Consider the following 25,015-nt stretch of genomic DNA (forward strand, 5'->3'; position numbering starts at 1 on the left):
ATAGCTCGCGCAGCGACGATTTTCCCGCCGGGAGCCTGGGATGCAAGGGAGGCGGCGGTGAGCCTCCCTTGCACGTTCACGGGTATCTGTGCTTTAGAAAAGTGATACGGCTGAGGTGAACGGAACCCTGATCAAGAATCACATGTTCAACCTGAACGACATTGCGCGCTTGCGGGGCGTGACCTCAGGAGCGTTTGCGCGGCATCATGCGCAACAGCGTATTGTCCTTCCAGAAATAGTGGTGCATCAGGGCCGCGGCGGCATGCAGAGCAATAACAAAATAGCCCAGATTTGCCAGCGTCACGTGCCAGGACTTCAGCATGTCCACTAAATCAAAGTTGGCCTCTGCCGCATGCGGCATAACGATGCCGAATGCAATCCACGGGTTACCCCGGTTGTACATCATCACCAGCCCAATAATCGGCAGAACGATAAACAACAGATAGATAACCAGATGCCCCAGATGCGCCATTCCGGTCATCATCGGCTTCGGTTTTGGCACAATCGGTGGAGCCGGGTATTTCAGTCTGACCAGCAGACGCGCCACCATCAGCGTTAAAATAGTGATACCGCAGGAGACGTGCACCATGTTGAACAAGGGGCGATAGCTGCGCGGGAAAAATCCGCGAAACTCCATGGCGCTGTACGCCACGATAACCAACAAAAAGACCAGCCAGTGAATACCAATTTGCAGGCCAGAATACTTATTCCCCATAACACTTCCTGAATAAAAACAATAATGCGTCAACATAACGGGCTTTTGTTAAAAATTCATTAACTTTTGTTCACCCATTTTCAGTCGCTTACGCTTAACCGCAAAAACAGCTATTGCCCTGAATGCCTGTCTGAACTAAGCCTGGTAGGGAAAATATGTCGTACCGCCCCATCCTGACAGGAGAAAACCATGAGTAAAATTGGCATTAACGGTTTTGGTCGTATCGGTCGTCTGGTATTGCGTCGGCTACGGGAAGTCAAAAGCAGCGTGGAGGTTGTCGCCATTAATGACCTCACCTCGCCCAAAATTCTCGCCTATCTGTTAAAACACGATTCAAACTACGGGCCGTTTCCCTGGAGCGTCGACTTTACCGAAGACGCGCTGATTGTCGACGGTAAAAAGATCGCCGTTTACGCGGAAAAAGAGGCCAAAAACATTCCGTGGAAAACCACTGGCGCTGAGATAATCATCGAATGCACCGGTTTTTATACCTCAACCGAGAAATCACAGGCGCATATTGATGCAGGGGCCAAAAAAGTCCTGATATCCGCCCCTGCCGGCGATATGAAGACGATCGTCTTTAACGTCAACGACGACACTATGGAGGCGAACGATCGGATTATTTCAGTGGCGTCGTGCACCACCAACTGCCTGGCGCCGATGGCGAAAGCGCTGCACGACAGCTTCGGTATTCAGCTTGGCACCATGACCACCATTCACGCCTACACGGGGACACAGTCGCTGGTTGATGGCCCACGCGGGAAAGATCTGCGCGCCTCACGCGCGGCGGCGGAGAATATCATTCCCCATACCACCGGAGCCGCCAAAGCCATTGGTCTGGTCATTCCGGCATTGAGCGGAAAATTAAAAGGCCACGCCCAGCGTGTGCCGGTGAAAACCGGATCCGTCACCGAGCTGGTATCCGTGTTGGGTAAAAAAGTCACCGCTGAAGAGGTTAACAACGCGCTGAAAAAAGCCACGCAAAATAATGAATCATTTGGCTATACCGACGAAGAAATTGTCTCGTCAGATGTCATTGGCTCGCATTTCGGTTCGGTATTTGATGCAACGCAAACCGAAATTACCGAAGTGGGCGATCTGCAACTGGTAAAAACCGTCGCCTGGTATGATAACGAATACGGTTTTGTCACCCAACTTATTCGTACGCTGGATAAGTTTATCAAGATCTAGCTGATTAATTACATCCGGTTACTCAATTCTGCGTTGAGTAACCGTTATGTAGTCATTAGCATCATGACGGTTCACCTTTTCTCTGTCATTATTGTGTTTCGCTACATAAGTAAAAAAATCCACACCATAAATGTATTCACATACAAAATGTTAAAATATGTAAATTTGATATTTAATTTTACTTAATTGCCAGTATCGCCCTCCTCAATATATTATGAATTCGGTTTATACATTGAGTTCATACATAAACTATTAAGATATCCAGAGATTATCTCAGCGATAACATTTGTTAAGGATTAACAATTGAAAAAGACACTTCTTTTTACTGCGCTATCACTGTGCACAGCATCTGCATTTGCCGCAGATCAGACCGTATTGCAAGTCCAGGGCGTGTTAACAAACTCTGCCTGCACGCCAGAAATTGGCGGTGGAACAACTATCGACTACGGCACAATTCACTTGAGTGCGCTTTCAGCAGTAGACAATAATCAGTTGGGCGCTAAAGAAACCAATCTGGTCATTAACTGCCCGGTGCCAACGCAACTGGGTTTTCAGGTTACCGACGACCGTACTGACAGCGTGGCGGGTATTATGATTGAAAACGCGGCAACGGATGGTGGGGTAATTGGTGCCTCAGATCTCGTGTTTGGCGTAGGTAAAACGACCAACGGCGTCAATATTGGCAACTATAGCATCCGTGCGGCATCGGAAACGGTCACTGCTGACGGAGCCTCCGCAACGCTGCTCGTTCGTTACGGCCATGGGGGCGTTAATACATGGAGAAGCATGATGGCGTCGTTGAGTTACAAAACAACGTTCGCGCATAACGCATATGAATACACCGTTGGCAAGTTTGGTACCATAGAACCACTGGCATTCACCACGGTGACTATACCCCTGGTTACCACGCTAGCGATTCAAAATACAACAACGCTGGCAATTACTGACGATACCAATATGGATGGTCAGGCGACGTTTACCATGTTTTATCTGTAATTACGTTATTTAACTAATTCATCTGAGCATAAATCTTAAATAACGTCTGTATTTTAATGTTAAGGATTAACAAATGAAAAAACTGCTTCTTGCGACGGCACTTTCCCTGTGCGTGACTTCCGCTTTTGCGGCAGACCCGACTGCCGTATTGAAGGTCAAGGGTTTACTGACCAACGCAGCCTGCATGCCCACGCTGAGCAATAGCGGTGTCGTTAACTATGGCACTATTCGCCTGGGATCTCTGTCTGCATCGGATGTCAATCAGTTGGGTCAGAAAGATATTGATCTGACCATTACTTGCGCCTCCGCCACCAAAGTGTCCTGGAATATGGTCGATGACCGCGCGGACACGCGTGCGGATATCACGGTGAATGACGCTACCTTTACCGGCGGCACCTATCTCGGCAGTGCGCAGAGCTACGGCGTAGGGTTAACCGGCGGCAACGTTAAAATTGGCGCTTACACCCTGTTTGTTAAAACCAGCGGCGTCGTTGCTGATACCAACACGGTTGATACTATTTATCAGCAAAATAAAACCGGTGACTGGACGAAAAGCGCTGATGGCGCGACCCAGGGTAGCAACGTACGTGACATCACCGTTGCAACTGCGGGTACCACCGAGCCGCTGGCGTTCCTGAGCGCAACATTCCCGCTGGTCACATCTCTGGCAATTCAGGATACCGCGACCCTCGCAATTACTGACGATACCAACCTCAATGGTCAGGTAACCATCAGCCTGCGTTATCTGTAATTTAGCCTGGCGATCGCACCGAGAGTAAACGGGTCCCGTTTACTCTTTTTTCAGGCATCACGCTAAACATGGAATGTTATTTTTATCAAGGAGATACTATTTATGTTATTCAAAAACACCACGCTCAACACTGTTCTGTCGAGTGCTTTATTAATATCGCAGGCACCGGCCTTCGCGGCTGGCATGGTCCCCGAAACCAGCCTGCTGGTGATCGACGAAGCCACCCACAGCGGAACCATAAATATCAAGAACACGGACGACCATCCGTCACTGCTGTATACCAATGTCATTGATATAAAGGACGATCAGGGGTTAAAACTTATTGTGACGCAACCTGTTGTTCGTCTTGAACCACAACAAACACAGCAACTGCGTTTTATTTTGCAAAGCAATGAACCGCTGGATGTTGAACATTATAAGCGCGTCACATTTGAAGGAATACCGCCGAAAAGCGATGATAACCGGATTAAAATCGGCATCAATATTCGCCAGGATATTCCCGTACTGATTCGCCCGGCCAGGCTTGCGGTTGTTACCGATGCGTGGAAATATCTGGAATGGAGTCAGTCTGGTAAAACAGTCACTTTATCCAACCCCAGTAAATATGTAGTCAGACTGGCGCAAAATGCCGTTTTCTTACCATCAAAAACGACGACTGACATTGGCAAAACACATATTCTGCCGGGCGAGTCCATCACCCTGTCGCTGAATAAAGACACTGGTGGTGATAAACAAGTCAAATTTTTCCCTGCCAGTCGCTATGGAGTAGAAGTTCCAAGTTTTATTGCTGAATTAAACCACAAATAATAAGAGAGTACGACTTTGTATAATAAAAGCCGTCTGGCGCTTTCTATTCAGATAATTATGGCTGGCGCATTTCCTCTGCTGCTGTTTAGTTCAGCCGACCTCTGCGCTCGCGAGGTCACTTTTGACACGGACATAATTAAAAATCGTGGCCTGAGCCAGGATCTTAATCGTTACTTCGCCAAATCCCCACGTTTTTTACCGGGAACACATTCCGTTCAGGTAAAAATAAATAATAAAACGCGCGGCACCGCTGCCGTACGTTTTGGGGAAGACGGCACACTCTGTATTGATAAAGATTTTCTGGACTTTGCCGGGCTGATGCCTGTTCCACTCAAGGCAGATGAACAATGTCATGATATTCGTGATGATTATCCCCAGGCCATTGTTAATGCCCTGCCCGGTGAAAATACGGTAGCGCTTTATCTGCCAGAAACAGCGCTGGATAATTTTGCGGCTGACAGTAAAAACTTTCAGCATGGCGGCACGGCCGGTTTACTGAACTATTCATTATTCAGCACCCGAAATGAATTTCAGGGGGGCGACAGCCGCCAGTATTCCCAGGCAAGCCTGGAAGGCGGCTTTAACGTTGCCGGCTGGGCATTGCGTAGTCGCTATATTCTTGCCGATGATGACGGCACAAAAAGCACTGACAGTATTTATACTTTTGCCGAGCATGTGTTTACCGAACAAAAACAGACTCTCCAGGTCGGCGAAATCAACGCCAACTCCGATGTGCTGAGCGGTGTCTCCGTTACCGGCGTGCAGTTAATGCCCACCAACGGTCTGCTGGGAAGCCGTTCTGGGGTGAATGTCTCAGGTATTGCCAGAAGCGCCCAGGCGCGCGTTGAAGTCCGTCAGAGCGGTCAGCTGATTTACAATACGCTGGTAAACGCAGGCCCCTTCACTCTTGAAGATGTTCCCATCGCGCGTAACAACGTCGCGCTGGACGTGACCGTGTTCGAAACCGATGGCTCCAGCAGCCGTTTTATTGTTCCGGCGTCTGCCGTAAGAACGCAGCAGCTGTCGCGACCACAGGGACTGACGGTATCTGCCGGTCGCGTCCGGGATCTTGACGGTGATTATGATAACCCGTGGGTTGTCAGCCTGTCCGACGGGTGGCGAATAATGCAAAACGCCAACTTACTCGCCACCGGTATGCTGGCTGAAGATTACCAGGCCGCGGGTGTCCGCTCAGAATATATGCTCAATGAGAGCTTCAGCGTCTCCGCAAGCGCCGCCGCGAGCCAGGAGCAATTTGGTGAGGACAGCCACGGGTTTAAAAGCGAGCTGCAAAGCGACCTCAGGCTGACGGAAGGTGTTGGCTTATCGGTGAGTGCCGCCCATTACAACAACGGGTATCGGGAGTTGTCCGATGCGCTGAATGAAGATTATCAGCCATATGATAATATGTACTCGGGAACGCTAAGCTGGGGCTCTTCCCTGGCTGGCGCTTTTAGCGCAGGTTTTAACTATAACCAGAGGGCTGGCGACGCTGAAGACAGCCGCTATTTGTTGCTCTCCTGGGGGAAAACCTTTAAATACGCTTCCGTCACCGTCAACTGGCAGAGCGCTGTCGGGAATGTCGATGACGATCAGGACAACGAATTGCTGTACGTTAACCTCAGCATTCCACTCGGTAGCGGACAAAGCATCAGCACTTACATGCGTAAAGAAGATGACCGCACAACCTACGGCGTACAAAACGCCGGTCAGTTAACGGAAAATACGAATTACTCGATCTCCGCTGATCGGGACGATGAGGACCGGACTAACAGCTTCAATGGCAATCTGAACACTAACCTGCATTATACCCAACTGGGACTTGGTGTGGGTAACAGCAGCGACCATCAGCGCAACTACAACGCTACATTATCAGGCGGCATCGTCGCGCATAAAAATGGGGTGACGTTCTCTCCCTATTCTATCCGGGATACCTTTGCCATTGCCCGGCTAAATGAGCATACAAGCGGCGTTGAAATTGAAACACCGCAAGGCACGATTTGGACTGATTTCTGGGGACAAGCCGTGGTGCCCGGCCTGACCGAATGGCGTAATTCGCGCCTGGAGATTAATGCCAACAAGCTGCCGCAAAGTATGACGCTGGCAAATGGAACCAAATACATTGCTGCTGCACATGCTTCGGTAAGTGAGGTCAGTTTCAAAGTGCTGAACAGCCGTCGCGTGATGCTGCGCGTTAAAAACCCGGACGGTACACCGCTGGCTAAGGGCCTCTCTATTGTTGATGGAAAAGAAAATTACATCGTAACCAGCGTGGATGATGGACATGTATTTCTGACGGATGCAGATCAGCTTGACGCACTGTATGCCATGGATAACAACGATCGCAAACTATGCAAGATTGATTTCACTCTGAATCCAACACGAGATGAACAGGCATTTTATGAAGAAGCCAACGGAGTGTGCCAGTGATGATTCAAACCGCCTTTAGCGCGTCAGTACGATTAACCGCTTTAACTTTGATAACATTGTTGGCGTCATCACTTGCCTATGCCGGTGAGGATGAATGTCAGATTACACTTTCAAGTACTGAAGTTAACTACGCCCGGATCCAGCGTGAGAGCATCGTAAGTTCACAGCAAAACTGGCATAAGCTGGAAGAGCGTGAAGTAAACGTGAATATCTACTGCCCAGAGAAACAGCGCGTGGCCGTACTGTTAAACGGCTCTGCAGGTGAGAAAGGTCGTTTCAAATTTGGCGATCAGGGAGGCGTAGGCGTAAAAGTCGGTAATATGATCGTGGATGGCAAAAGCTACACGGTTGGCAAAACAACCGATCAGGTGAATTTCTCACCTGCAAGCGGTACGACAAATCCTCTTTATATTCACAATAACGAGGCCGTCATCGCCGTTGAAAATAACGAGGTGCCTCTGGGTCAGCAGGTCAGCTTTACGGTAACCTTATTTCCTGTACTGAAGGACAGCGCCTTTAGCAACATATCCGATCAAACGACGCTGGAATCGGACATAACCTGGCGTTTACTCACAAAATCATAAAGCAAATGCGTAAAGCAGTCGTGACCGCCTGTCGTATCACTGCTTTACGCCCTGCCATCTTTTATGATGTTCCTTTGCGGTTGTAAGGAACACATAGCATGAATCTGCCCCATTCTGAATTGACTCAAATGATGGCGCACGCCGTTAGCCTTTCTTCCACGTTTACCCTCTGGCCACAGGGTGAAGCCCCCGGAGCAAAAAACAGCGATGCGGTATTTACGCCTGAACCCCGACATACCGGAACGTCTGATTACGATCGCGCGGTCACCGGCATTCGCGCCCCGGAAATTACCGTTTACGCCCCTGCCAAACCTAACGGTATTGGGATCCTTGTTACCCCTGGTGGCTCTTATCGTCGCGTGGTGATGGATAAAGAAGGCAGCGCACTGGCACCGTTCTTTAACGCCCGCGGTTATACTCTGTTTGTGATGACCTACCGCATGCCGGGCGATGGGCACGAAGAAGGCGCCAATGCACCGCTGGCCGATGCCCAACGCGCCATGCGCTACATTCGCGCCAACGCCCATGAATGGAAAATTAACCCTGACCGTATCGGGGTGTTGGGCTTCTCCTCCGGTGGTCACGTAGCCGCCAGTCTGGGAACCCGGTTTGCCGAATCGGTTTATACGCCAATTGATGACGTAGACGAGCAACCTGCGCGTCCTGCCTTCATGGCGCTGGTGTACCCGGTTGTCACCCTGCGCGAAGACATCGGTCACCCAGGCTCTCGCCTTGAGCTGGTTGGCGCTACGCCCGAAAAGGAAGACCTGCAGCGCTATTCTCTTGAAGAACGAGCGGATAACACAACGCCGCCGACGTTCCTGCTACACGCCATTGACGATCCAGCGGTGAAGGTGGAAAACAGCCTGGTCTTCTTTAATGCGCTACGTGAGCTGGGGGTTTCGGTCGAAATGCATCTGTTTGAACGCGGTAAGCACGGATTTGGTATTCGCGATGCACAGGGGTTGCCGCTGGCCATCTGGCCGGAAATGATGATGAACTGGATCGCCACCAAAGTGTGAGAATTGCGCCGGGTGGCGTACAGGCTCACCCGGCAAGAAACTTAGGACTGCAAATACACCACCTGCGTTTGCAGGTATTCGTTCAGACCGTGTTTACCGTCGGCCCCGCCAATCCCGGACTTGCGCCAGCCAGCGTGAAAGCCCTGCATCGCCTCGAAGTTTTCACGGTTAATATAGGTTTCGCCAAACTTCAGCCCTTTAATGGCTTTCATCGCCGTATTCAGATTCTGCGTATAGATCGATGAGGTCAGACCGTAGTCGCTGTCATTAGCCATCGTCAGCGCCTGATCCAGCTTATCAAACGCCACCACCGGCAGCACCGGACCAAACGTCTCCTCGTGCATAATCGCCATCTCCTGGCGCACGTCTAACAGCAACGTCGGCGGGTAGTAATAACCTTTGCCGGCAACGGCCTTACCGCCCAACACCACACGGGCGCCTTCCTGCACCGCCCGTGCGACTTTCTGCTCAACACGCTCCAGCGCAGCGGCATTGATCAGCGGTCCCATCGCGATGTCGTTGCGTTCCGCCGGATTGCCGAACTGTACGGCTTTCATCGCCTCGCCCAGACGATTGGCGAACTGATCATAAATACCTTTCTGAACGTACACGCGCTCGGCACAGTTGCACACCTGCCCGGTGTTAATCACCCGTGAGTCGACAATGGCCTTCACCGCCAGCTCGAGATCCGCATCATCCATCACAATCGCCGGAGCTTTACCACCAAGTTCCAGACACACTTTAGTGATATTTTTCGCCGCTGCAGCCATGATTTTCTCCCCCGCGCCGACGCTACCGGTCATGCTCACCATGGCGACCTTCGGGTTTCCGGCCAGCTCCTGACCGACCGTTTCACCGCGTCCCAGCACCAGATTAAAGACGCCGCGCGGTAAGCCAATGTCATCAACAATTTTGGCAAAAGCGATGGCGTTATTCGGGGTGAATTCACTCGGTTTAATGACAATGGTATTCCCCGTCAGTAATGCGGGAGCCAGTTTGCGGGCAATCAGGAAAAACGGGAAATTCCACGGCAGAATGCCCGTAGTCACGCCCAAAGCGCGTTTAAACAGCAAAATATTTTCGCCCGGACGATCGCTTTGCAGGATCTCGCCTTCATAGCGACGCGCCCACTCCGCCATATAATCGATATAGTCGGCGGTAAACGAGACTTCGACGTCTGCCAGTTGCTGTATTTTTCCGCCCTCCGCCACAATCAGCGCGCTGATTTCACTGGCTCGCTGGCGAATACCCGCAGAAATTTTGCGTAACCAGTTCGCCCGTTCAATGGCGGGCAGCGCTTCCCACTCAGGCTGAGCGCGCTGGGCGGCGTCTATCGCTTTACGCGCATCTTCGGCGCGGCCATCGGGAATACGCGAGATAACCTCTTCCGTGGCCGGATTGACGACATCAATCCAGGCCTCATCGTGCCAGGTCACAAACTGCCCATCGATATACATAGGATGTTGTACGGGTACTGACATGCGGCTCTCCTGTGATTGAATTGTTTTTAACAAGTAAAACTATTGTTAATTAATATCAATCATGCCTGTCACATTATGGCTGGAGTGGCTGTTCTGTGAGCGGCTTCATAAAAGCGTCTGGCAAAGTAAGGATAAAGAGAAAAACCAGGTGGGATTTCTGCCCGTTTGCCGCAAAACATCAACAAACGGGCAGCAGGAATTACAGAGAACGGCTTTCCAGTAAGTCAGTCAGCGCGGTATCATTTTGCAACTGCTGCCAGGCTTGCTCAACGTTCTGAGGAATATCAACATGGGCAATAAAATCGCGGCCGCAAGGTCCGTAGCCGGTGGCATCATCACGCAAGCGCGGAAGCTCACCGGTAATGAGAGAAAGATAGCGATCTACCGACCACAAACCTTCTGCTGCTGGCACAAAATCCACGCCGTCTTGCCGTTGGGCCAGCTCGGGGATGAATCCAGGGAAACTCAGCCAGCGCGGCGCATGCGGCTCATCGCGGGTTACGCGCAGAAATGTTGCCATCGTGCGACGTTGCATAGTGGGATCCTGCACCACAATGACGGTATGAATACTTTCTGTCGCCTGATTCAGTAATGCACAGCTAAATCGGGCATTCTCGCCGCAGTTTGTTGACTGGTCTTCCACCCAAATCTTCTCTCCCGGAATTTGCCAGAACTGATGAGCGATATCAGCAAGGATCGCCGCTTCCGCACGTCCGGTGGTACGAATGATGTTGTAACGAGGATGCTCTGCAATCGCGTCATACAGAAATCGTGTGGAGTGGCCGATACCACCGCTAATCAACAAGGGAACCTGTTGCTCTTTGGCGATCCGGCAGGCGGCGTCGATAGTCGGAATAACCGCATTCCCTGCCAGAATCACGCAATCTGACTGAACGGTGATATTCCCCGTAAAATCATTCTGCGCCAACCATCGCCCTACGGTATTTATAGCCGCGAGGGTGGTTGCGGCAAGTATCGGAAACTGACTCATACTTATAACTCCTGGCGTTTATTCTTTACCGGGTACAGAGGCCGGATGGCGGCTACGCCTTATCCGGCCTACAGTCCAGCACCGTATTACCCTGTAATCTGCTCCATCGCCTGCAAAATACGTTTATCGGAGATGGGATACGGCGTACCAAGCTGCTGGGCAAAATAGCTGACGCGCAGCTCTTCTATCATCCAGCGGATCTCTTTGACATCATCATCTTCACGCCGCGCGGGAGGCAGTTTATTGAACCACTGCTGCCAGGCCTGCTGCACGCTATCCACTTTCAGCATTTGCGCACGGTCACGATGTGGGTCGATAGCCAGTTTTTCCAGGCGTTTTTCGATAGCCTGCAAATAGCGCAACGTATCGCCGAGACGTTTGAAACCATTGCCGGTAACAAATCCACGGTACACCAGCCCGCCCATCTGCGCTTTGATATCCGCAAGCCCCAGCGCCATGGTCATATCCACGCGCCCTTTCAGACGTTTGTTGATATTAAATACCGCGGTCAGGATCTGCTCGACCTGCTTAGCAATATCCACCACCGTATCGTTCAGTTCAGCCCGCACTTTCTCATGCAGCGCGGTGAAGCCTTCTTCGGTCCACACCGGACCGCCGTTGGCGTCAATTAACTGATCCACACCGCAGGAGATACAGTCGTCAATCAAATCCAGCACTTTACCGTACGGGTTAAAGTACAATCCCAGCTTGGCTTTGTTGGGCAGTTTTTCATGCAAATATTTGATCGGTGATGGAATATTCAGCAACAACAGGCGGCGTAAACCACACCACATCGCCTGCTGTTGCTCCAGTGGGTTATCAAACAGTTTGATGGCGACGCTGTCACGCTCATCCACCAGCGCTGGCCATGCTTTGACCTTATAGTTACCGCGTTTTTGTTCGTAACTTTCCGGAAGCTGACCGAAGCTCCAGATGTGCAACCCGCTTTGTTCGATACCGTCATCCGCCACCGCAGACAATGTTTCCTGAACTTTACCCTTCAGCGCATCCTTCAAATCTTGCAGCGAACGCCCTTCCTGCAGCTTCTTATTTTTATCATCCACGACCCGGAAGGTGATTTTCAGGTGATCGGGCACCTGATCCCAGTGCCAGTCCTCACGGTCAACGGTAACGCCGGTCATGCGGCGCAGTTCACGCTCCAGCGCGTCCAGCAGCGGCAGTTCCAGCGGCGTGACGCGACCTAAAAACGCTTCGGCATAGTTCGGCGCAGGCACAAAGTTGCGTCGTACCGGTTTCGGCAGCGACTTAATCAGGGCGATCACCAGTTCGCGGCGTAGCCCCGGAATTTGCCATTCAAAACCGCTCTCGTCGATCTGATTGAGCAGCGGCAGCGGAATATGCACAGTCACACCGTCCGCATCAGCTCCCGGTTCGAACTGATAGCTCAGGCGAAGTTTGAGGTTACCCTGATGCCAGAAGTTCGGGTAATCCAGCTTACTGATTTTTTCCGCGCCCTCTTTGATAAGCATGCTCTTTTCAAAGTTGAGCAGATCCGGCGTTTCACGGCTGACCTTTTTCCACCAGCTGTCAAAGTGACGCGCGGAGACCACATCATGACTGATGCGCTGGTCGTAAAACTCAAATAGCGTCTCATCATCGACCAGAATGTCGCGACGGCGCGATTTGTGCTCTAACTCTTCCACTTCCGCCCGTAGCTTCAGGTTATCGCGGAAAAACGCATGGCGCGTTTGCCAGTCACCTTCCACCAGCGCATGGCGGATGAACAACTCACGCGACAGTGCGGGATCGATCTGGCTGTAGTTCACCTTACGGGCCGCAACAATCGGTAAACCATAGACGGTGACCTTTTCTGTTGCCATCACCGCGCCCTGCGCACGTTCCCAGTGCGGTTCACTGTATGAACGTTTGATCAGATGCTGGGCAACCGGTTCAACCCACTCAGGATCGATGCGTGCGGCAATACGTCCCCACAGGCGACTGGTTTCCACCAGCTCCGCTACCATCGTCCACTTCGGCGGTTTTTTAAATAGACCGGAGCCCGGAAAGATCGAGAAGCGGGCGTTACGCGCACCGGTAAACTCCTGTTTATCGGTATCTTTCATCCCGATATGCGACAGTAAACCGGTCAGCAGCGCGACGTGGATTTCCCGGTATTCAGCTGGTTCGCTGTTAACCGGGATCCCTAACTCTTTCACTACCTGACGCAGCTGGGTGTAAATATCCTGCCATTCACGCACGCGCAGGTAGTTCAGAAAATCAAGTTTGCACTGGCGACGGAACTGGTTTGACGACAGCGCTTTTTGCTGCTCGCCGAGATAGTTCCACAGGTTCACAAATGCGAGGAAATCAGACTCTTTGTCATGGAAACGGCGATGCTTCTCGTCGGAAGCCTGCTGCTTGTCCATCGGACGCTCGCGCGGATCCTGAATAGACAGCGCCGAGGTAATGATCATCGCCTCACGCACACAGCCATGTTTTTGCGCTTCCAGCACCATGCGCGCCAGACGCGGATCCACCGGCAGTTGCGACAGCTGACGGCCCAACGGCGTTAACTTATAAGCGGTTGCCTGTTCGTCGGTGGTTATCGCCCCCAGCTCTTCGAGCAGGCGTACGCCGTCCTGAATATTGCGTTTATCCGGTGCCTCAACAAACGGAAACGCCGCGATATCGCCCAGCCCCAACGCCGTCATCTGCAAAATAACGGACGCCAGGTTAGTACGCAGGATCTCCGGATCGGTAAACTCCGGGCGCGACAGGAAATCATCTTCGGAATACAGACGAATACAGATCCCTTCCGAAACACGACCGCAGCGGCCTTTACGCTGGTTAGCGGAAGCCTGTGACACCGGTTCTATCGGTAAGCGCTGGACTTTGGTGCGGTAACTGTAACGACTAATACGCGCAGTGCCCGGGTCAATCACATACTTGATGCCCGGTACGGTCAGCGACGTTTCCGCCACGTTGGTCGCCAGCACGATACGGCGACCGCTGTGCGACTGGAACACGCGGTTCTGCTCGCTATTGGAGAGACGCGCATACAGCGGCAGCACTTCGGTGTGGCGTAAATCCAGCTTATTCAGGGCATCGGCGGTGTCGCGGATTTCGCGCTCGCCGCTCATAAAGATCAGAATGTCGCCCTGACTTTCACGGCCTAATTCCTCTACAGCATCAAAAATAGCCTGCAGTTGGTCACGTTCGGTATCATCTGCATCTTCAACAATCGGACGATAGCGAACTTCCACCGGATACGTTCGACCGGAGACTTCGATAATCGGCGCATTATTGAAATGCTTTGAAAAACGCTCCGGGTCGATAGTCGCCGAAGTGATGATAATTTTTAGATCCGGACGGCGCGGCAGAAGCTCTTTCAGATAGCCGAGCAGAAAGTCGATATTCAGGCTGCGTTCATGCGCTTCATCGATGATGATAGTGTCGTACTGCATCAACAGCCGATCCTGCTGGATTTCCGCCAGCAAGATACCGTCCGTCATCAGCTTCACCATCGTGTTGTCGCTGACATGATCGCTAAAACGGACCTTATAGCCGATACAGCCACCCGGCTCGGTTTGCAGTTCTTCCGCAATACGGTTCGCTACCGTACGCGCCGCCAGACGACGCGGTTGGGTATGGCCGATCAGCCCTTTTATCCCGCGTCCGAGCTCCATACAGATTTTGGGTAACTGGGTGGTTTTACCTGACCCGGTCTCACCGGCAACAATCACCACCTGATGGTCGCGAATTGCCTCCAGAATATCCTGTTTTTTCTGGCTGACTGGCAGGTTTTCCGGATAGCTGATGACCGGACGCGCCGCTTCACGCAGCACAACTTTACCGGCTGCGTGATCAATCTCTTTTGCCATCTCCTGGTAAATGGCCTGTTGTGCATCAGGATTTTTAACCTTCTTAACACCGTGCAGGCGGCGGGCAAAACGCTGTCTGTCACGCAGCATCAGTGAATCCAGCTGTTGCTGCAACATATTGAAGGTTAATTTTTGTTGTTCTGTCATAGCGTTAAAAGGCAGTGCTCTGCCGGGTTAAATCTCTTTTAGATGATAGGTATAGAGTACCACATCGGCGCTTTTCATGTGTTGTTCAATAATTTCGAACATAGGATTCGATATATTGCGCTATCACTGCGACAGGATTGTGAATAAAGTGTCAACAAGCAACGGGGCATAACCCCTTCAAACACATATAAGGAAACACCCATGAGCAAGGTATTAGTTCTGAAATCCAGTATTCTGGCAGGGTACTCTCAGTCTGGTCAGTTGTCTGATTATTTTGTTGAACAGTGGCGTGAAAAGCACTCCGCTGATGAAATCACCGTCCGCGACCTGGCTGCAAATCCTGTTCCGGTACTGGATGGCGAACTGGTGGGTGCCCTGCGCCCGAGCGATGCGCCGCTGACTCCGCGTCAACAAGAAGCGCTGGCGTTGTCCGACGAACTGATTGCTGAGCTGAAAGCGCATGATGTAATTGTTATCGCCGCGCCAATGTATAACTTCAACATCCCAACGCAGCTGAAAAACTATTTCGACCTGATTGCCCGTGCTGGCGTAACCTTCCGTTATACCGAGAAAGGTCCGGAAGGTCTGGTAACAGGTAAACGCGCAGTAGTACTGACCAGCCGTGGTGGTATCCATAAAGATACCCCGACCGACCTGATCACGCCGTATCTGAACGTATTCCTGGGCTTTATCGGCATTACCGACGTGAACGTCGTCTTTGCGGAAGGCATTGCGTACGGTCCGGAAGTGGCGACCAAAGCGCAGTCCGATGCGAAAGCCGCTATCGACAGCGTCGTCGCTGCCTGATAATTCACCCTCTCACCATCCGGTGGGAGGGTTTCTCCAGTATTTACTTCTTTACCTGCACCCGAATCTGTTTGCCGTGAATGCGATTAATATCACGCCAGATAGTTGCATAATCCCTGCATTTCGCCAGATTCTCTTCCCAGCAATGCAGCAAAAATTGTTCTGGCTCGGCAACATCCCGGCTTAATAGCTTAAATACCCAACGATTCCAGACATACCATTTGAGAAGCCACATGATCTCACTCCGCATCGTGACCGATATAGAACTATATCAGCCTCAATTTGATGCCGTGTGGCAACTATTGCGATGTTGATGAATAATCCAGATGAATGCTACATCAACAGCACCAGCCAGAAAGCCCACAGAACCGCAATCATGCAGAGCGTATGACGAAACTGTTTCAATGCGCCGGACTGCCGTTCAGCCAGCGTTAACGTTTTCAACCGTTCACGTCGCCAGATAAAACACAGCGCACTTCCGGCCTGCTCGTTGTTTTGCGGATTAATCAGCGAAAAATAGCGCTCGTCGAGCCACAGTCGCCAGCAACCAAACCAGACCACAGCGCACAGCAATGCCATGACGGCGCGCAGTACTCCTGACGGAGCAACAAACAGCACCCATGCCATCGGCGGGAGGGAAAAAAGCAGCATGAAGCGCCAGCTTGCCAGCGTATGCCGCAGCAGAGCATGCTGAAGCACATCACCATTCGTTACATTGTCACTTTCTGTTGCCATTGTCGCAGCATCTCCAGATGTTTATCTGTCAGTACCACCTGTGGCCGACTCGCCCGAATCTGCGCCACGGCGTGCTCTACCGTCGCCGCATGGCCATAACGCAACAGCCACGCTGCAACCACCATTGCGCTGCGCGACAGCCCTAAGGCACAGTGCACCAGCACCGTTCCCTGTTCCTCACGCAGAGTCTCCAGAGTGCTAACCGCCTGCTGCAGTTCAGCTTCATGCGGGATCACTAAATCCAGCATCGGTACGCAATGATAAGTACGCGAGGACGTCGCCCGCCCACGTGAAAACTCAAAGGTTAAGTCAAGCACCGCCTTTTGCGCAGGTGCCGAGCGCGGAAAACTGCCGAGAGATACGCCAGCCACAACCTGACTTACTGCCGGTATACGGCGGGTAAACCAGCGCATCGACAGCCACATTCCCGCACGCCACGGCAATGATAGCCAGTAAACCGCGGGAGACAGTCGCCCCTGCGAATCTTTCGCCGTCACCGCCGCGCCAAATCCCACGTAACCGCAGCCGACCATCAACAAGGCCATCGCTGGCCACAGCAGCCATGGCGTCAGCAACGCTGCAGCAAAAAAACATAATGCCGAGCCCAGCAGGTAACGGCGCATCAGCCTCTGACGGGCTGCATCCGGTCTGCACCAGCGCCAGCGGCATTGTTCCGGTACCATCCAGTCAATCAACATTCCTGCCGCCAGCCCGGTAATAATATCGATAAAGTGATGCTGCCAGGTGGTCAGCACCGATACCGCGATCAGTAAAGACCAGCCATCGCACAGTCTGCGCCAGCCGCCGGACAGATGGCGACTGAAATGCCGCCACAGCAGCCAACAAAGAATGATATGCAGCGACGGCGACTGGTTATAAGGCAGATCGAACTGTTCGAGCTGAGCAAACAGCCAACCCGCCGCGCCCGTCACTTCGGGGCGGGTAAAGGTAAACTGTAACGGGAACAGTAAAAAACCGGCGCAAGCAATCAACGATGCCAGTACCAGCCTGAGCACCAACCGACGCTGCTCGAAACGTGTAGTGCAAACAAACAGAGATAACCCGTAAAACAGATCCAGACTCCAGTACGGGATGATGGTCCACGGAATAAAAGGAATGGCAGATTCCCAGGCAAAAACGATGCTGCCAACGTTCTGATAATGAGCATCCTGCCAGGCGGTAAACTGATTCACCTTGCCGTAGGTAAGGAAAAAAAATGGCGCCAGCAGCAGTAACCAGCCTACCGCCTGCACCATAACTTTACGCTGTTCAGGATGCACGACGTACCGCCATAGAAACGGTGAAAATACCCCACTCATCAATCAGTTGGGTACACTTCTCAAAGCCCGCCTCGCGGACCAGCGCGTCCATTTCACCCTGTGTACGCACGCGCATAACCCATGCTTTGCCGTCTTTATGACTGGTCAGCGACCAGGCTATCGTTTTAAGCTGCGGATGCCACGGCTGCCCGGTGTAAATCAATACGCCCCCCGGCGCTATCGCCTCTGCCAGCCCGGCCAGAGAGTTTTTGACCAGCGCATTTTCAGGAAAAAGCTCGTACAAACCAGAGACAATCCCCAGACCAGGACGAGGCTCCAGCGCCGCCAGTTGTTCGCGGTTGAAGGCATCGCCTTGCTCAAAACGCGCAATGTCAGCCATGCCTCTGCTGGCGATCATTTCCCGACCTTTATTCACATTCAATTCACTGTAATCACGCAATAAAATTGAACGTACCGCCTTTTCGCCTTCCAGCGCATCAAGCACATAGCGTCCATGTCCGGCAGCAATATCCACCACATGTACCGGCGTGCCCTGCTCATTCAACTGTGCAACAGCCTTACTAATCAGCATCTGCAAATGAATCTTACGCTGGCGGATCCCCTGCCAGCCGACATTGTTCAGGTAGTTCTTGTCGATTAAACGCCCCAGCGCACCGTTGCCCTGCGGCTGGTTGCGATAGACATAATCCAGTGTGCTACCGGAATCAAAACCGGTTTCAAATCCAAGACGCACGCCTGTTGATTGTGTGCCCAGAAGCTTCATTCCGTAGCGCAGGCCACGGTACGCAATGTCGTCGAGAGAATACGGCGCGGGTCCCCCGTTGAGCATCCGCCAGGTATCGGCGCCTGGGCTCCAGCGATCTTCGTTGCTGTAATCAAAACGCTGTGGAGGCATAGCGTAAAGCGTAGAAATGAAATGACGCATTTTATCGAACGCCAGGTGCCGGTCTTTTTCGCCCAGCGTGTCGTGGTAAAACCCCGGCAGCACGTGCAGCTCTTTGAGGGGATTTCGCAGACGCTGATAAAAATCAATTTGCGGCTGGCGATGCACAACGAAATCATCGCCGGACACCAGCAACTGCACAGGCACCGTAATAGCGGCGGCATCGCTGACGATGCGTTCTGCCGTTTTGTAGAGATCCAGCAAGATATTAACCGCAATAGCCCGGGTTATCTGGGTATCGAGGTTAAAGCTCGCCACACGATCGACGTCATGCGTCAGGTATTTACCCTTAACATAAGAGTTAACGAAAAACAGGCCGCGCAGTCGGTGCATTAACGCCAACCCCTGACGAGCAAACGGCACATACAATTTCACTTTAAAGGCCGGTGATGCCAGTACTAATCCGCGAATAGCGGGAGCATAGTCATGTACCCAGGTCGCGGCCAGTACCGCGCCAACGCTTTGCGCCACCACCACCACATCTTCCATGGCGGCATGACTGTCTGCAGCGGCGAAACGCACAAATTCTTCGACATCCTGTACCGAGCGCGCCAGAGAAGGACTATAGCCGCGCTGGCCCGGAGAGTGGCCATGACCACGCGCATCCCAGGCATAAAATGCGGTATCCGGCATCGCCAGCTCGTCCACAATATGCTGTAACCGCCCGGAATGTTCGTGTCCGCGATGGAACATGACGATCACTTTAGGCGCTGCGCCAGGGGCAATTGCCGGCCAGTAGCGATAAAACAGTTCGGTATTGTCACTGGTCACAAAATGACGTTCGTCAGGTACGCGTGTATCACTCATGCGAATGTAATCCTTTAGTTTGTTGCTCCAACAGCAACAGTTGCTGTCTGAGTCCGTCCATGAAGAGGGGTTTATCCCCGTGAAAATACAACGCACTGCCTATATTGACATCAATAAACAGCGGCAGCGGGATACGATTCCCTTTCGCCATGACAGATTCGGTACCACGCAGCCAGACGGGAATAATCGGTACCTCCGGTACGCACTGGCTCAGATGCCACAATCCGGATTTCAGCGGCGACAGTTTCCCCGGCTCGCCCCGCGTGCCTTCCGGAAAGAGGATCAGGATCTTGCCGTCGCGTAATGCCTGTTCGCACTGCGCCAGCGGATTGGCTTCTCCGCCCTTTCGCGAAATGGGAATAATGTTAAGAATATTTAGCGCAAACCAGGCCATGGCTTTATTACGCAGGAAATAGTCAGCGGCAGCCACCGGATGAACCGACGCCTGACGGCGCAGCGGAAAGAGCGAAAGCAGCGCAAAAACATCCATATGGCTATTGTGATTGGCGACAATAATTGCCGGGCCGCGGGTAGGCAAACGCTCCCGGTGCCTGATACGCAGCCCCAGCCACAGCCAAATCACCGGCCAGACGATGCACAGCGTAAACAGGGTTCGCAGAATTGAGTTCAGCATAAGTTAATAGCAAAAGTAGCGAATGAAATGGAAAAACACCGGCGCGGTAAAGATCAGAGAATCCAGTCGGTCAAGGATCCCGCCATGACCTGGCAGCAATGTTCCGCTGTCCTTCACGCCGATATCGCGCTTGATTGCCGACATCACCACATCGCCACAAAAACCACTGATGCCGATAATAAAGCCCGCCAGCAGCGACAACGGAATGCTTAACGGCGTCATCAGCGGCCCAAGCAGCGCCGCCATCAGCGTGGTGGTCGCTACGCCGCCGACCAGTCCCGCCAGTGTCTTATTAGGGCTGACTCTGGGGATCACTTTGATGCGCCCAATCGATTTGCCCCACAGGTACTGCGCAATATCATTGAATTCCGTTAAGCCAACCAGGAACAGCACCAGCAATGCGCCGGTTTGTTGGCCATCATCAGGCAGAACCAGCAAAAACGCGACATGGCTGAAGGCAAAAACGGTGGTCATCAGGCTCCAGTGATGCTGCGAGGCGTAGCGCAAGAAGCCCTGCGTATCGCCCGCAATCACCATTCGCACGGGTAAGAATAAAAAAGCGTAGACCGGGATAAACACCACAAACATGCCGTACCAGTTAATACCGATCAGCCAGTAGTTGACTGGAATAGCAATGAACATCCACAGCAGCGGCATGCGATCGGTCTGACGCGACGGCGCCAGCGTTAAAAATTCCTTTAACGCCATGAAGCTGACCAGCGCGAAAAAGGTCAGCGCCAACCAGTGCGGACTTAAAATCGCCAGAGAAAACAGGACGATGATTATCCACCAGGTGCGTATACGTAATGTCAGTTCCCGCCAGTCTTTATCCGGTCGTCGCCACACCAGTAATCCATTCACCACTGTTGCAACCAGCAGCAGTGCAAAAATGACCGCGAGTGACTTCTCCAGCATCATCATTGCGCCACCTCTTCGCGTAATGCGCTTCTACAGCGGTTAATCACTGTCCATAGCAGCAGGAGAATAGCAACACTCCACAGCACATTGTTCCACTGTACAAGCTGCGGCCACAGAGTCAGCGCCAGACCCCATGCGCCAAATACCAGCGCCCGGTCACTTTTCCCCAGCGGCCCGGCATAGCTGCGAACGCCATTAATCGTTTGTGCCAGAACGCCGCAAAACTCCGTCATTACCGCACAGAACAGCATCACCATAACCAGCAATCCATTACTGTCAGGAAGCAGCATAAACGGCAAATAAAGCGCTATATCTGAAAGAATATCCCCGCTCTCGTTCAGAATGGCCCCAAGGCGTGACTGCTGGTGACATTCACGCGCCAGCATACCGTCGAGGGCATTGAGCGCCATTCGAATAAACAGCACGATGGGCAGGAGAACAAAGTATTCAGGCTGGGGGAAAATCACCAGTACGCCGCCGGTCACAAAAGAGAGCGCCATTGCGGCAAGGGTAACGTGATTCGCTGTGACGCCTTTTTTATGTAGCCAGAACATTAATGGGCGCAGAAGTGCCTGGAAGGCGGGCTTGATCTGATAAAGCGTCATCATCACTCCTTGATAATTTACGGTGTTGACTATAGTGGATTAATTAACAGTACCCGCCTATTACTTTTCTTTGGATTAAACAGAAATCGGATTCTATCTACAACTCCGTTGATTATTTTCTCAGCCACTTGCCATTAATACCCTGCACATACTCTCCCGGTTTCGCGCGAGCAACCAGCTTTTGCCCGGCCATTTTCGCCACTTCATCAGGCGGAATGTTGTTGCTCCTGGCCAGTTGCTGATAGCTGGCGCTGCGCGCTTTGTTAATCTCATTCACCAGCGCCTGCGTTTCTGCGTCGGTTTGCAATGCCACCAGATAACCATTAAGCGTTTCGCCCACCCGCCCCTCGGTTCTGGCTTCACTCAGGGTCAATGCCCACACGTTGCCGCTCAAAAAACTCAACGCCAAAAGGATCGCTACAAGCTTTTTTTTCATTGTGACCTCAGAACAGATCGCTGCGCGATTTTAATAAGCTCTCAACGTCTTTATCGACTTTAATATGGATCTCATGCTCAATTTTGACGTTCATATTAATCGTGATCGGCTCTTTTGGCGCAGCCACTTCGATTCTTGGGGTACACCCGACCAGCAGAGATGAAGCCAGCAGACCCAGCATGGCAGCTATCGTTTTCATTGTTGTTCCTCACATTCCTTGCCTTCCAGGCAATGGGGTTCCGGCAGCGCTGCATTTTGTTCAAGCCATGCCTGTAAATTGTCGCCAAAACGCAAACTGCGCCAGAGCGTAAAGACGTTTTCCTCGTGGGTGTAATTCAAATTAACCGTCCCCACTTTGCCATCCACCCGGCTATTACCAGTCACGTTTGCCTGCATGGTTAAAACGCCGAGGTTATCCAGATTTATTTTCGTCCAGGAATGGCTTATTTCCATATAGCGCAGCCAGTTAATGGCCGCACCCGCCGCCATATTATCTTTGACGACGGCATCTGCGGTATCCTTATCAATACGCAGCGTCATCGGCCCCGGGTTGGTTAACCATCCGTCTTTAATGATCCACTTCTCGTTATCCAGCCATAACGGCAACGCGCCGCTGACCGGGCCAGACATGGCGAATTGCTTGGGGTTAACCGCGCTGATAAGCTCACTCGAGGAGATATTCTGCACCCGCAATAATGCAGGATCGTGTTGCGGCATCCGCAGTTGCTGCATGATGACTTTGCCCCCCAGCAGTTCGGCGCTGACATCGCTTAACAGTAACGGATTAGCTTCGCTCCAGGGATACGCCCCCTGCAGATCGGCGGCGATATTTTTCACCGTCACCTGATTAACCACTTCCGCAATACGCAGTGAAATAGGCCCACGCGTACCCAACTGCCATGCGCCTTCGCTAAACCGGAAAGGCAGCACAAAATCGACGCCATTAATTTGGTTATCGGGCATCCAGGCGCTACCGCCTTTTAATACCCCATGACCACCAGCTTCAAAGCCCTGTTCCGGGGCAGCTGAAAACGCTACCTGCGCATACAGTTCCCCTTCACGTAGCTTCATTTTCCAGTCAGGTGGGATGAGCGGTTGAAAGACGGTGAGCGATTGTTTTGGCCACCAGGCCTGTCCGCGCAGTCGGATCCCGTCCCAACGACCATTTAGCTGTACAGGGCCAATCGCCCCCGCGTGGAGCTGGCCTTTATACTGGAAAATCGTCGGGTCGGAGCCTTCCACACTGAACTTCAGGGTCGACGGTGGTAACACACTTCCCCCGGTGAAAATGGTGTTCCCTGCGTCCAGTGACAGCGCACCGCTAAACGTCGGTTTGTTGGCATCCCGCACCCAGACAATGGGTTCGTCCATCACCAGGCGCGGGTTCTCCACCTGCATGGTGCCGTATTGCAGATGATCAAACCCGGTGGAGAGATCAAAAAGCTTCAGGGTATTGTCATGCCATTCCCCCTTACCCGCCACGTCCCAACGCGCATGCATCGGCGTAAAGCTGCCTTTGCCCCAATATCGCCACTGCCAGCGACCCGCGTCGGGGAGAAAATCATTTGCCAGACCATCCAGATGCAATTCAAAACCGCCCATCTGGTTTTCATGCGCGCGCAATATAGCCTGCAGACGGCCATCCACGCCGCGTTGCGTTACCTTTACGCCCGCCAAAGGCCAGCGAATTTCGTCAATATCCAGCGAGTCGATCACCCGTCCGCGTGAACGCAGCAGCGCCCCTGGCTCAAAAACAAGTTGCGGGTCGTTCAGGCTGCCAGTCAGTCTGGCGGGTAACCTGGCGTAGAAGATGAGATCGCCCTGTTTCGCCTCGCCGATCAACTGCAACGGCATATCGCTACTATCCACACCCAACTTGCCCGGCCCCAGCGTTAATACGGCGTTTCCTTTACCCGCATCGCCTTGAGTAAGTATGTTCAGACGTCCGCTCACCACGGCATTTTCCAGCCCTGCCTGCCAGTTTTCAACTTTCATGCCCAGCCGTCCGCTTAGCGGAAATCCCTGATAAGGCCAGTTCCAGCGACCGTCGCTAATGGTTAACTGCTGACGGGTTATTTCCCACGGAAGATCAAGCAGCGGATCGGCATTATTTCGCGCCATGACGATCAGTTGTCCGCTGTTTTCTTGCCATTCAAGTTCGGCATCCACAAGCGTTGGCTCCTGCGGCAAGCTCAGAGTAGCAACCGCATGACCGCTCACCGGTAATCCATCGGGAACCAGCGGCATGGTAAATTCACCGACCAGTTTTATCGGCGGCTGCCCTTCAAATGCGGCGATATCCAGCTCATTTACAGTGAGATTTTGCCCATGCAGGCTCCCCTGGAATTTAACCTTTTCACCCTGGTAGCGCAGTTGCTGGCTAGAGGGAGTTAGCGAGAGCGACAGTTTTCCCTGCCATTCCTGCCAGGGAGAGAGAATGACTTTGTCGATGTTAATCCAGGTATTAGGCAGCATAGATTGCCATTCTGCCAACGTTTTGGGCGCTACCGGGGATGATTCTGTCTGCGGCAACCTGGCCAGGCAAGCCGAATCCAGCTCCACAGCCCCGACATTGAGCAACCAACGACTGGGATGGGAAAGATCCGCCTGAGTAATGCGCGCTAGCGGGCAATCATCGACCAGATAGCGGAGTTCCGGAATATGCAGCCCATGCCGTGTCAGCCGTGGACTCTCATCCAGCGCGATACGCGTGCCAACCGGTAACCAGATGCCGACCAGCGTAGGAACCCACAGGCCAAGCGTCATTACCAGCGTCAGCGGCACGAGAATTAATAATAAGAGGAGTGCCAGAACGGCTTTATATTTACCCTTCATGGGTAGTTAATATCCTGATTTAGCGAAAATTTAAGCCGGTTTAGGCCAGTATTGTGGC

The 25,015-nt window shown here is 52.4% G+C and carries 22 protein-coding genes; 8 read left to right on the forward strand and 14 right to left on the reverse strand.

Annotated features, from left to right (window positions below):
• Positions 1 to 184: 184 nt before the first annotated feature.
• On the reverse strand, positions 185 to 715 hold the full coding sequence (gene cybB / locus OGW16_RS25155; RefSeq protein WP_003020322.1) for a cytochrome b561: 531 nt from the start codon (positions 713 to 715) through the stop codon (positions 185 to 187).
• 189 nt (positions 716 to 904) lie between these two features.
• On the opposite strand from cybB, the gene gap reads away from it, so the two are divergent.
• The 7 genes from gap to OGW16_RS25190 all read left to right on the forward strand — a co-directional run bounded on the left by gap (position 905) and on the right by OGW16_RS25190 (position 8,496).
• The gene (gene gap / locus OGW16_RS25160; RefSeq protein ID WP_286519230.1) at positions 905 to 1,906 is read left to right on the forward strand and encodes a type I glyceraldehyde-3-phosphate dehydrogenase; all 1,002 of its coding nucleotides are present in this window, start codon (positions 905 to 907) and stop codon (positions 1,904 to 1,906) included.
• A gap of 303 nt (positions 1,907 to 2,209) precedes the next feature.
• Positions 2,210 to 2,902 carry a DUF1120 domain-containing protein gene (locus tag OGW16_RS25165; RefSeq protein WP_080625224.1) on the forward strand — a complete coding sequence of 231 codons (693 nt, stop codon included), beginning with the start codon at positions 2,210 to 2,212 and terminating at the stop codon, positions 2,900 to 2,902.
• A 73-nt stretch (positions 2,903 to 2,975) separates the two neighbouring features.
• The gene (locus OGW16_RS25170) at positions 2,976 to 3,653 is read left to right on the forward strand and encodes a DUF1120 domain-containing protein (RefSeq protein WP_087050524.1); all 678 of its coding nucleotides are present in this window, start codon (positions 2,976 to 2,978) and stop codon (positions 3,651 to 3,653) included.
• A 102-nt stretch (positions 3,654 to 3,755) separates the two neighbouring features.
• Complete coding sequence (locus OGW16_RS25175; protein WP_080625226.1) at positions 3,756 to 4,460, forward strand: fimbria/pilus chaperone family protein; 705 nt, start codon at positions 3,756 to 3,758, stop codon at positions 4,458 to 4,460.
• A 57-nt stretch (positions 4,461 to 4,517) separates the two neighbouring features.
• On the forward strand, positions 4,518 to 6,890 hold the full coding sequence (locus OGW16_RS25180; protein ID WP_286519289.1) for a fimbrial biogenesis usher protein: 2,373 nt from the start codon (positions 4,518 to 4,520) through the stop codon (positions 6,888 to 6,890).
• A complete protein-coding gene (locus OGW16_RS25185) occupies positions 6,890 to 7,474 on the forward strand; it encodes a DUF1120 domain-containing protein (protein ID WP_087050523.1) in 585 nt (194 codons plus the stop codon). The genes OGW16_RS25180 and OGW16_RS25185 overlap by 1 nt, the downstream gene beginning before the upstream one ends.
• 98 nt (positions 7,475 to 7,572) lie before the next feature.
• The gene (locus tag OGW16_RS25190; protein ID WP_286519233.1) at positions 7,573 to 8,496 is read left to right on the forward strand and encodes an alpha/beta hydrolase; all 924 of its coding nucleotides are present in this window, start codon (positions 7,573 to 7,575) and stop codon (positions 8,494 to 8,496) included.
• A 41-nt stretch (positions 8,497 to 8,537) separates the two neighbouring features.
• Here the strand turns inward: OGW16_RS25190 and aldA are convergent, their stop codons facing one another.
• From aldA to hrpA, 3 genes are all read right to left on the reverse strand, one after another.
• Positions 8,538 to 9,977: an aldehyde dehydrogenase gene (gene aldA / locus OGW16_RS25195; RefSeq protein ID WP_286519235.1), complete on the reverse strand. Its 1,440-nt coding sequence runs from the start codon at positions 9,975 to 9,977 to the stop codon at positions 8,538 to 8,540.
• A gap of 199 nt (positions 9,978 to 10,176) precedes the next feature.
• On the reverse strand, positions 10,177 to 10,974 hold the full coding sequence (locus OGW16_RS25200) for a YdcF family protein (RefSeq protein ID WP_172863312.1): 798 nt from the start codon (positions 10,972 to 10,974) through the stop codon (positions 10,177 to 10,179).
• 80 nt (positions 10,975 to 11,054) lie between these two features.
• Positions 11,055 to 14,957 carry an ATP-dependent RNA helicase HrpA gene (hrpA, locus tag OGW16_RS25205; protein ID WP_043016221.1) on the reverse strand — a complete coding sequence of 1,301 codons (3,903 nt, stop codon included), beginning with the start codon at positions 14,955 to 14,957 and terminating at the stop codon, positions 11,055 to 11,057.
• A 201-nt stretch (positions 14,958 to 15,158) separates the two neighbouring features.
• Here hrpA and azoR point away from each other — a divergent pair, with 201 nt between their 5' ends.
• Positions 15,159 to 15,764: an FMN-dependent NADH-azoreductase gene (gene azoR / locus OGW16_RS25210; RefSeq protein ID WP_043016220.1), complete on the forward strand. Its 606-nt coding sequence runs from the start codon at positions 15,159 to 15,161 to the stop codon at positions 15,762 to 15,764.
• Between the two features lie 43 nt (positions 15,765 to 15,807).
• Here azoR and OGW16_RS25215 read toward each other — a convergent pair whose 3' ends face one another.
• The 10 genes from OGW16_RS25215 to OGW16_RS25260 all read right to left on the reverse strand — a co-directional run bounded on the left by OGW16_RS25215 (position 15,808) and on the right by OGW16_RS25260 (position 24,957).
• Positions 15,808 to 15,999, reverse strand: a complete 192-nt coding sequence (locus OGW16_RS25215) for a hypothetical protein (protein ID WP_003020344.1) — start codon at positions 15,997 to 15,999, stop codon at positions 15,808 to 15,810.
• Between the two features lie 98 nt (positions 16,000 to 16,097).
• A complete protein-coding gene (locus OGW16_RS25220; protein ID WP_172863017.1) occupies positions 16,098 to 16,499 on the reverse strand; it encodes a hypothetical protein in 402 nt (133 codons plus the stop codon).
• On the reverse strand, positions 16,475 to 17,779 hold the full coding sequence (locus tag OGW16_RS25225) for a phosphatase PAP2/dual specificity phosphatase family protein (protein WP_286519238.1): 1,305 nt from the start codon (positions 17,777 to 17,779) through the stop codon (positions 16,475 to 16,477). Before OGW16_RS25225 ends, OGW16_RS25220 begins: the two co-directional genes overlap by 25 nt.
• Positions 17,769 to 19,529: a bifunctional alpha/beta hydrolase/class I SAM-dependent methyltransferase gene (locus OGW16_RS25230; protein ID WP_172863016.1), complete on the reverse strand. Its 1,761-nt coding sequence runs from the start codon at positions 19,527 to 19,529 to the stop codon at positions 17,769 to 17,771. The genes OGW16_RS25225 and OGW16_RS25230 overlap by 11 nt, the downstream gene beginning before the upstream one ends.
• The gene (locus OGW16_RS25235; RefSeq protein ID WP_047411037.1) at positions 19,522 to 20,163 is read right to left on the reverse strand and encodes a lysophospholipid acyltransferase family protein; all 642 of its coding nucleotides are present in this window, start codon (positions 20,161 to 20,163) and stop codon (positions 19,522 to 19,524) included. Before OGW16_RS25235 ends, OGW16_RS25230 begins: the two co-directional genes overlap by 8 nt.
• Positions 20,164 to 20,166: 3 nt before the next feature.
• Positions 20,167 to 21,084, reverse strand: a complete 918-nt coding sequence (locus tag OGW16_RS25240) for a phosphatidate cytidylyltransferase (protein WP_043016215.1) — start codon at positions 21,082 to 21,084, stop codon at positions 20,167 to 20,169.
• Positions 21,081 to 21,686 carry a CDP-alcohol phosphatidyltransferase family protein gene (locus tag OGW16_RS25245; RefSeq protein WP_075146222.1) on the reverse strand — a complete coding sequence of 202 codons (606 nt, stop codon included), beginning with the start codon at positions 21,684 to 21,686 and terminating at the stop codon, positions 21,081 to 21,083. Before OGW16_RS25245 ends, OGW16_RS25240 begins: the two co-directional genes overlap by 4 nt.
• A 112-nt stretch (positions 21,687 to 21,798) precedes the next feature.
• Positions 21,799 to 22,122 (reverse strand): YdbL family probable chaperone protein, encoded by a 324-nt coding sequence (locus tag OGW16_RS25250; RefSeq protein WP_043016213.1) that lies wholly within the window; start codon positions 22,120 to 22,122, stop codon positions 21,799 to 21,801.
• Positions 22,123 to 22,129: 7 nt separating this feature from the next.
• Positions 22,130 to 22,321 carry a YnbE family lipoprotein gene (locus OGW16_RS25255; RefSeq protein ID WP_003020350.1) on the reverse strand — a complete coding sequence of 64 codons (192 nt, stop codon included), beginning with the start codon at positions 22,319 to 22,321 and terminating at the stop codon, positions 22,130 to 22,132.
• Entirely contained in the window at positions 22,318 to 24,957 is a 2,640-nt protein-coding gene (locus tag OGW16_RS25260) for a YdbH family protein (RefSeq protein WP_286519243.1), read from the reverse strand. Before OGW16_RS25260 ends, OGW16_RS25255 begins: the two co-directional genes overlap by 4 nt.
• Between the last annotated feature and the right edge of the window lie 58 nt (positions 24,958 to 25,015).

Origin of the sequence: Citrobacter sp. Ce104 (assembly GCF_030334595.1) — a bacterium.
Lineage (GTDB): Bacteria > Pseudomonadota > Gammaproteobacteria > Enterobacterales > Enterobacteriaceae > Citrobacter > Citrobacter europaeus.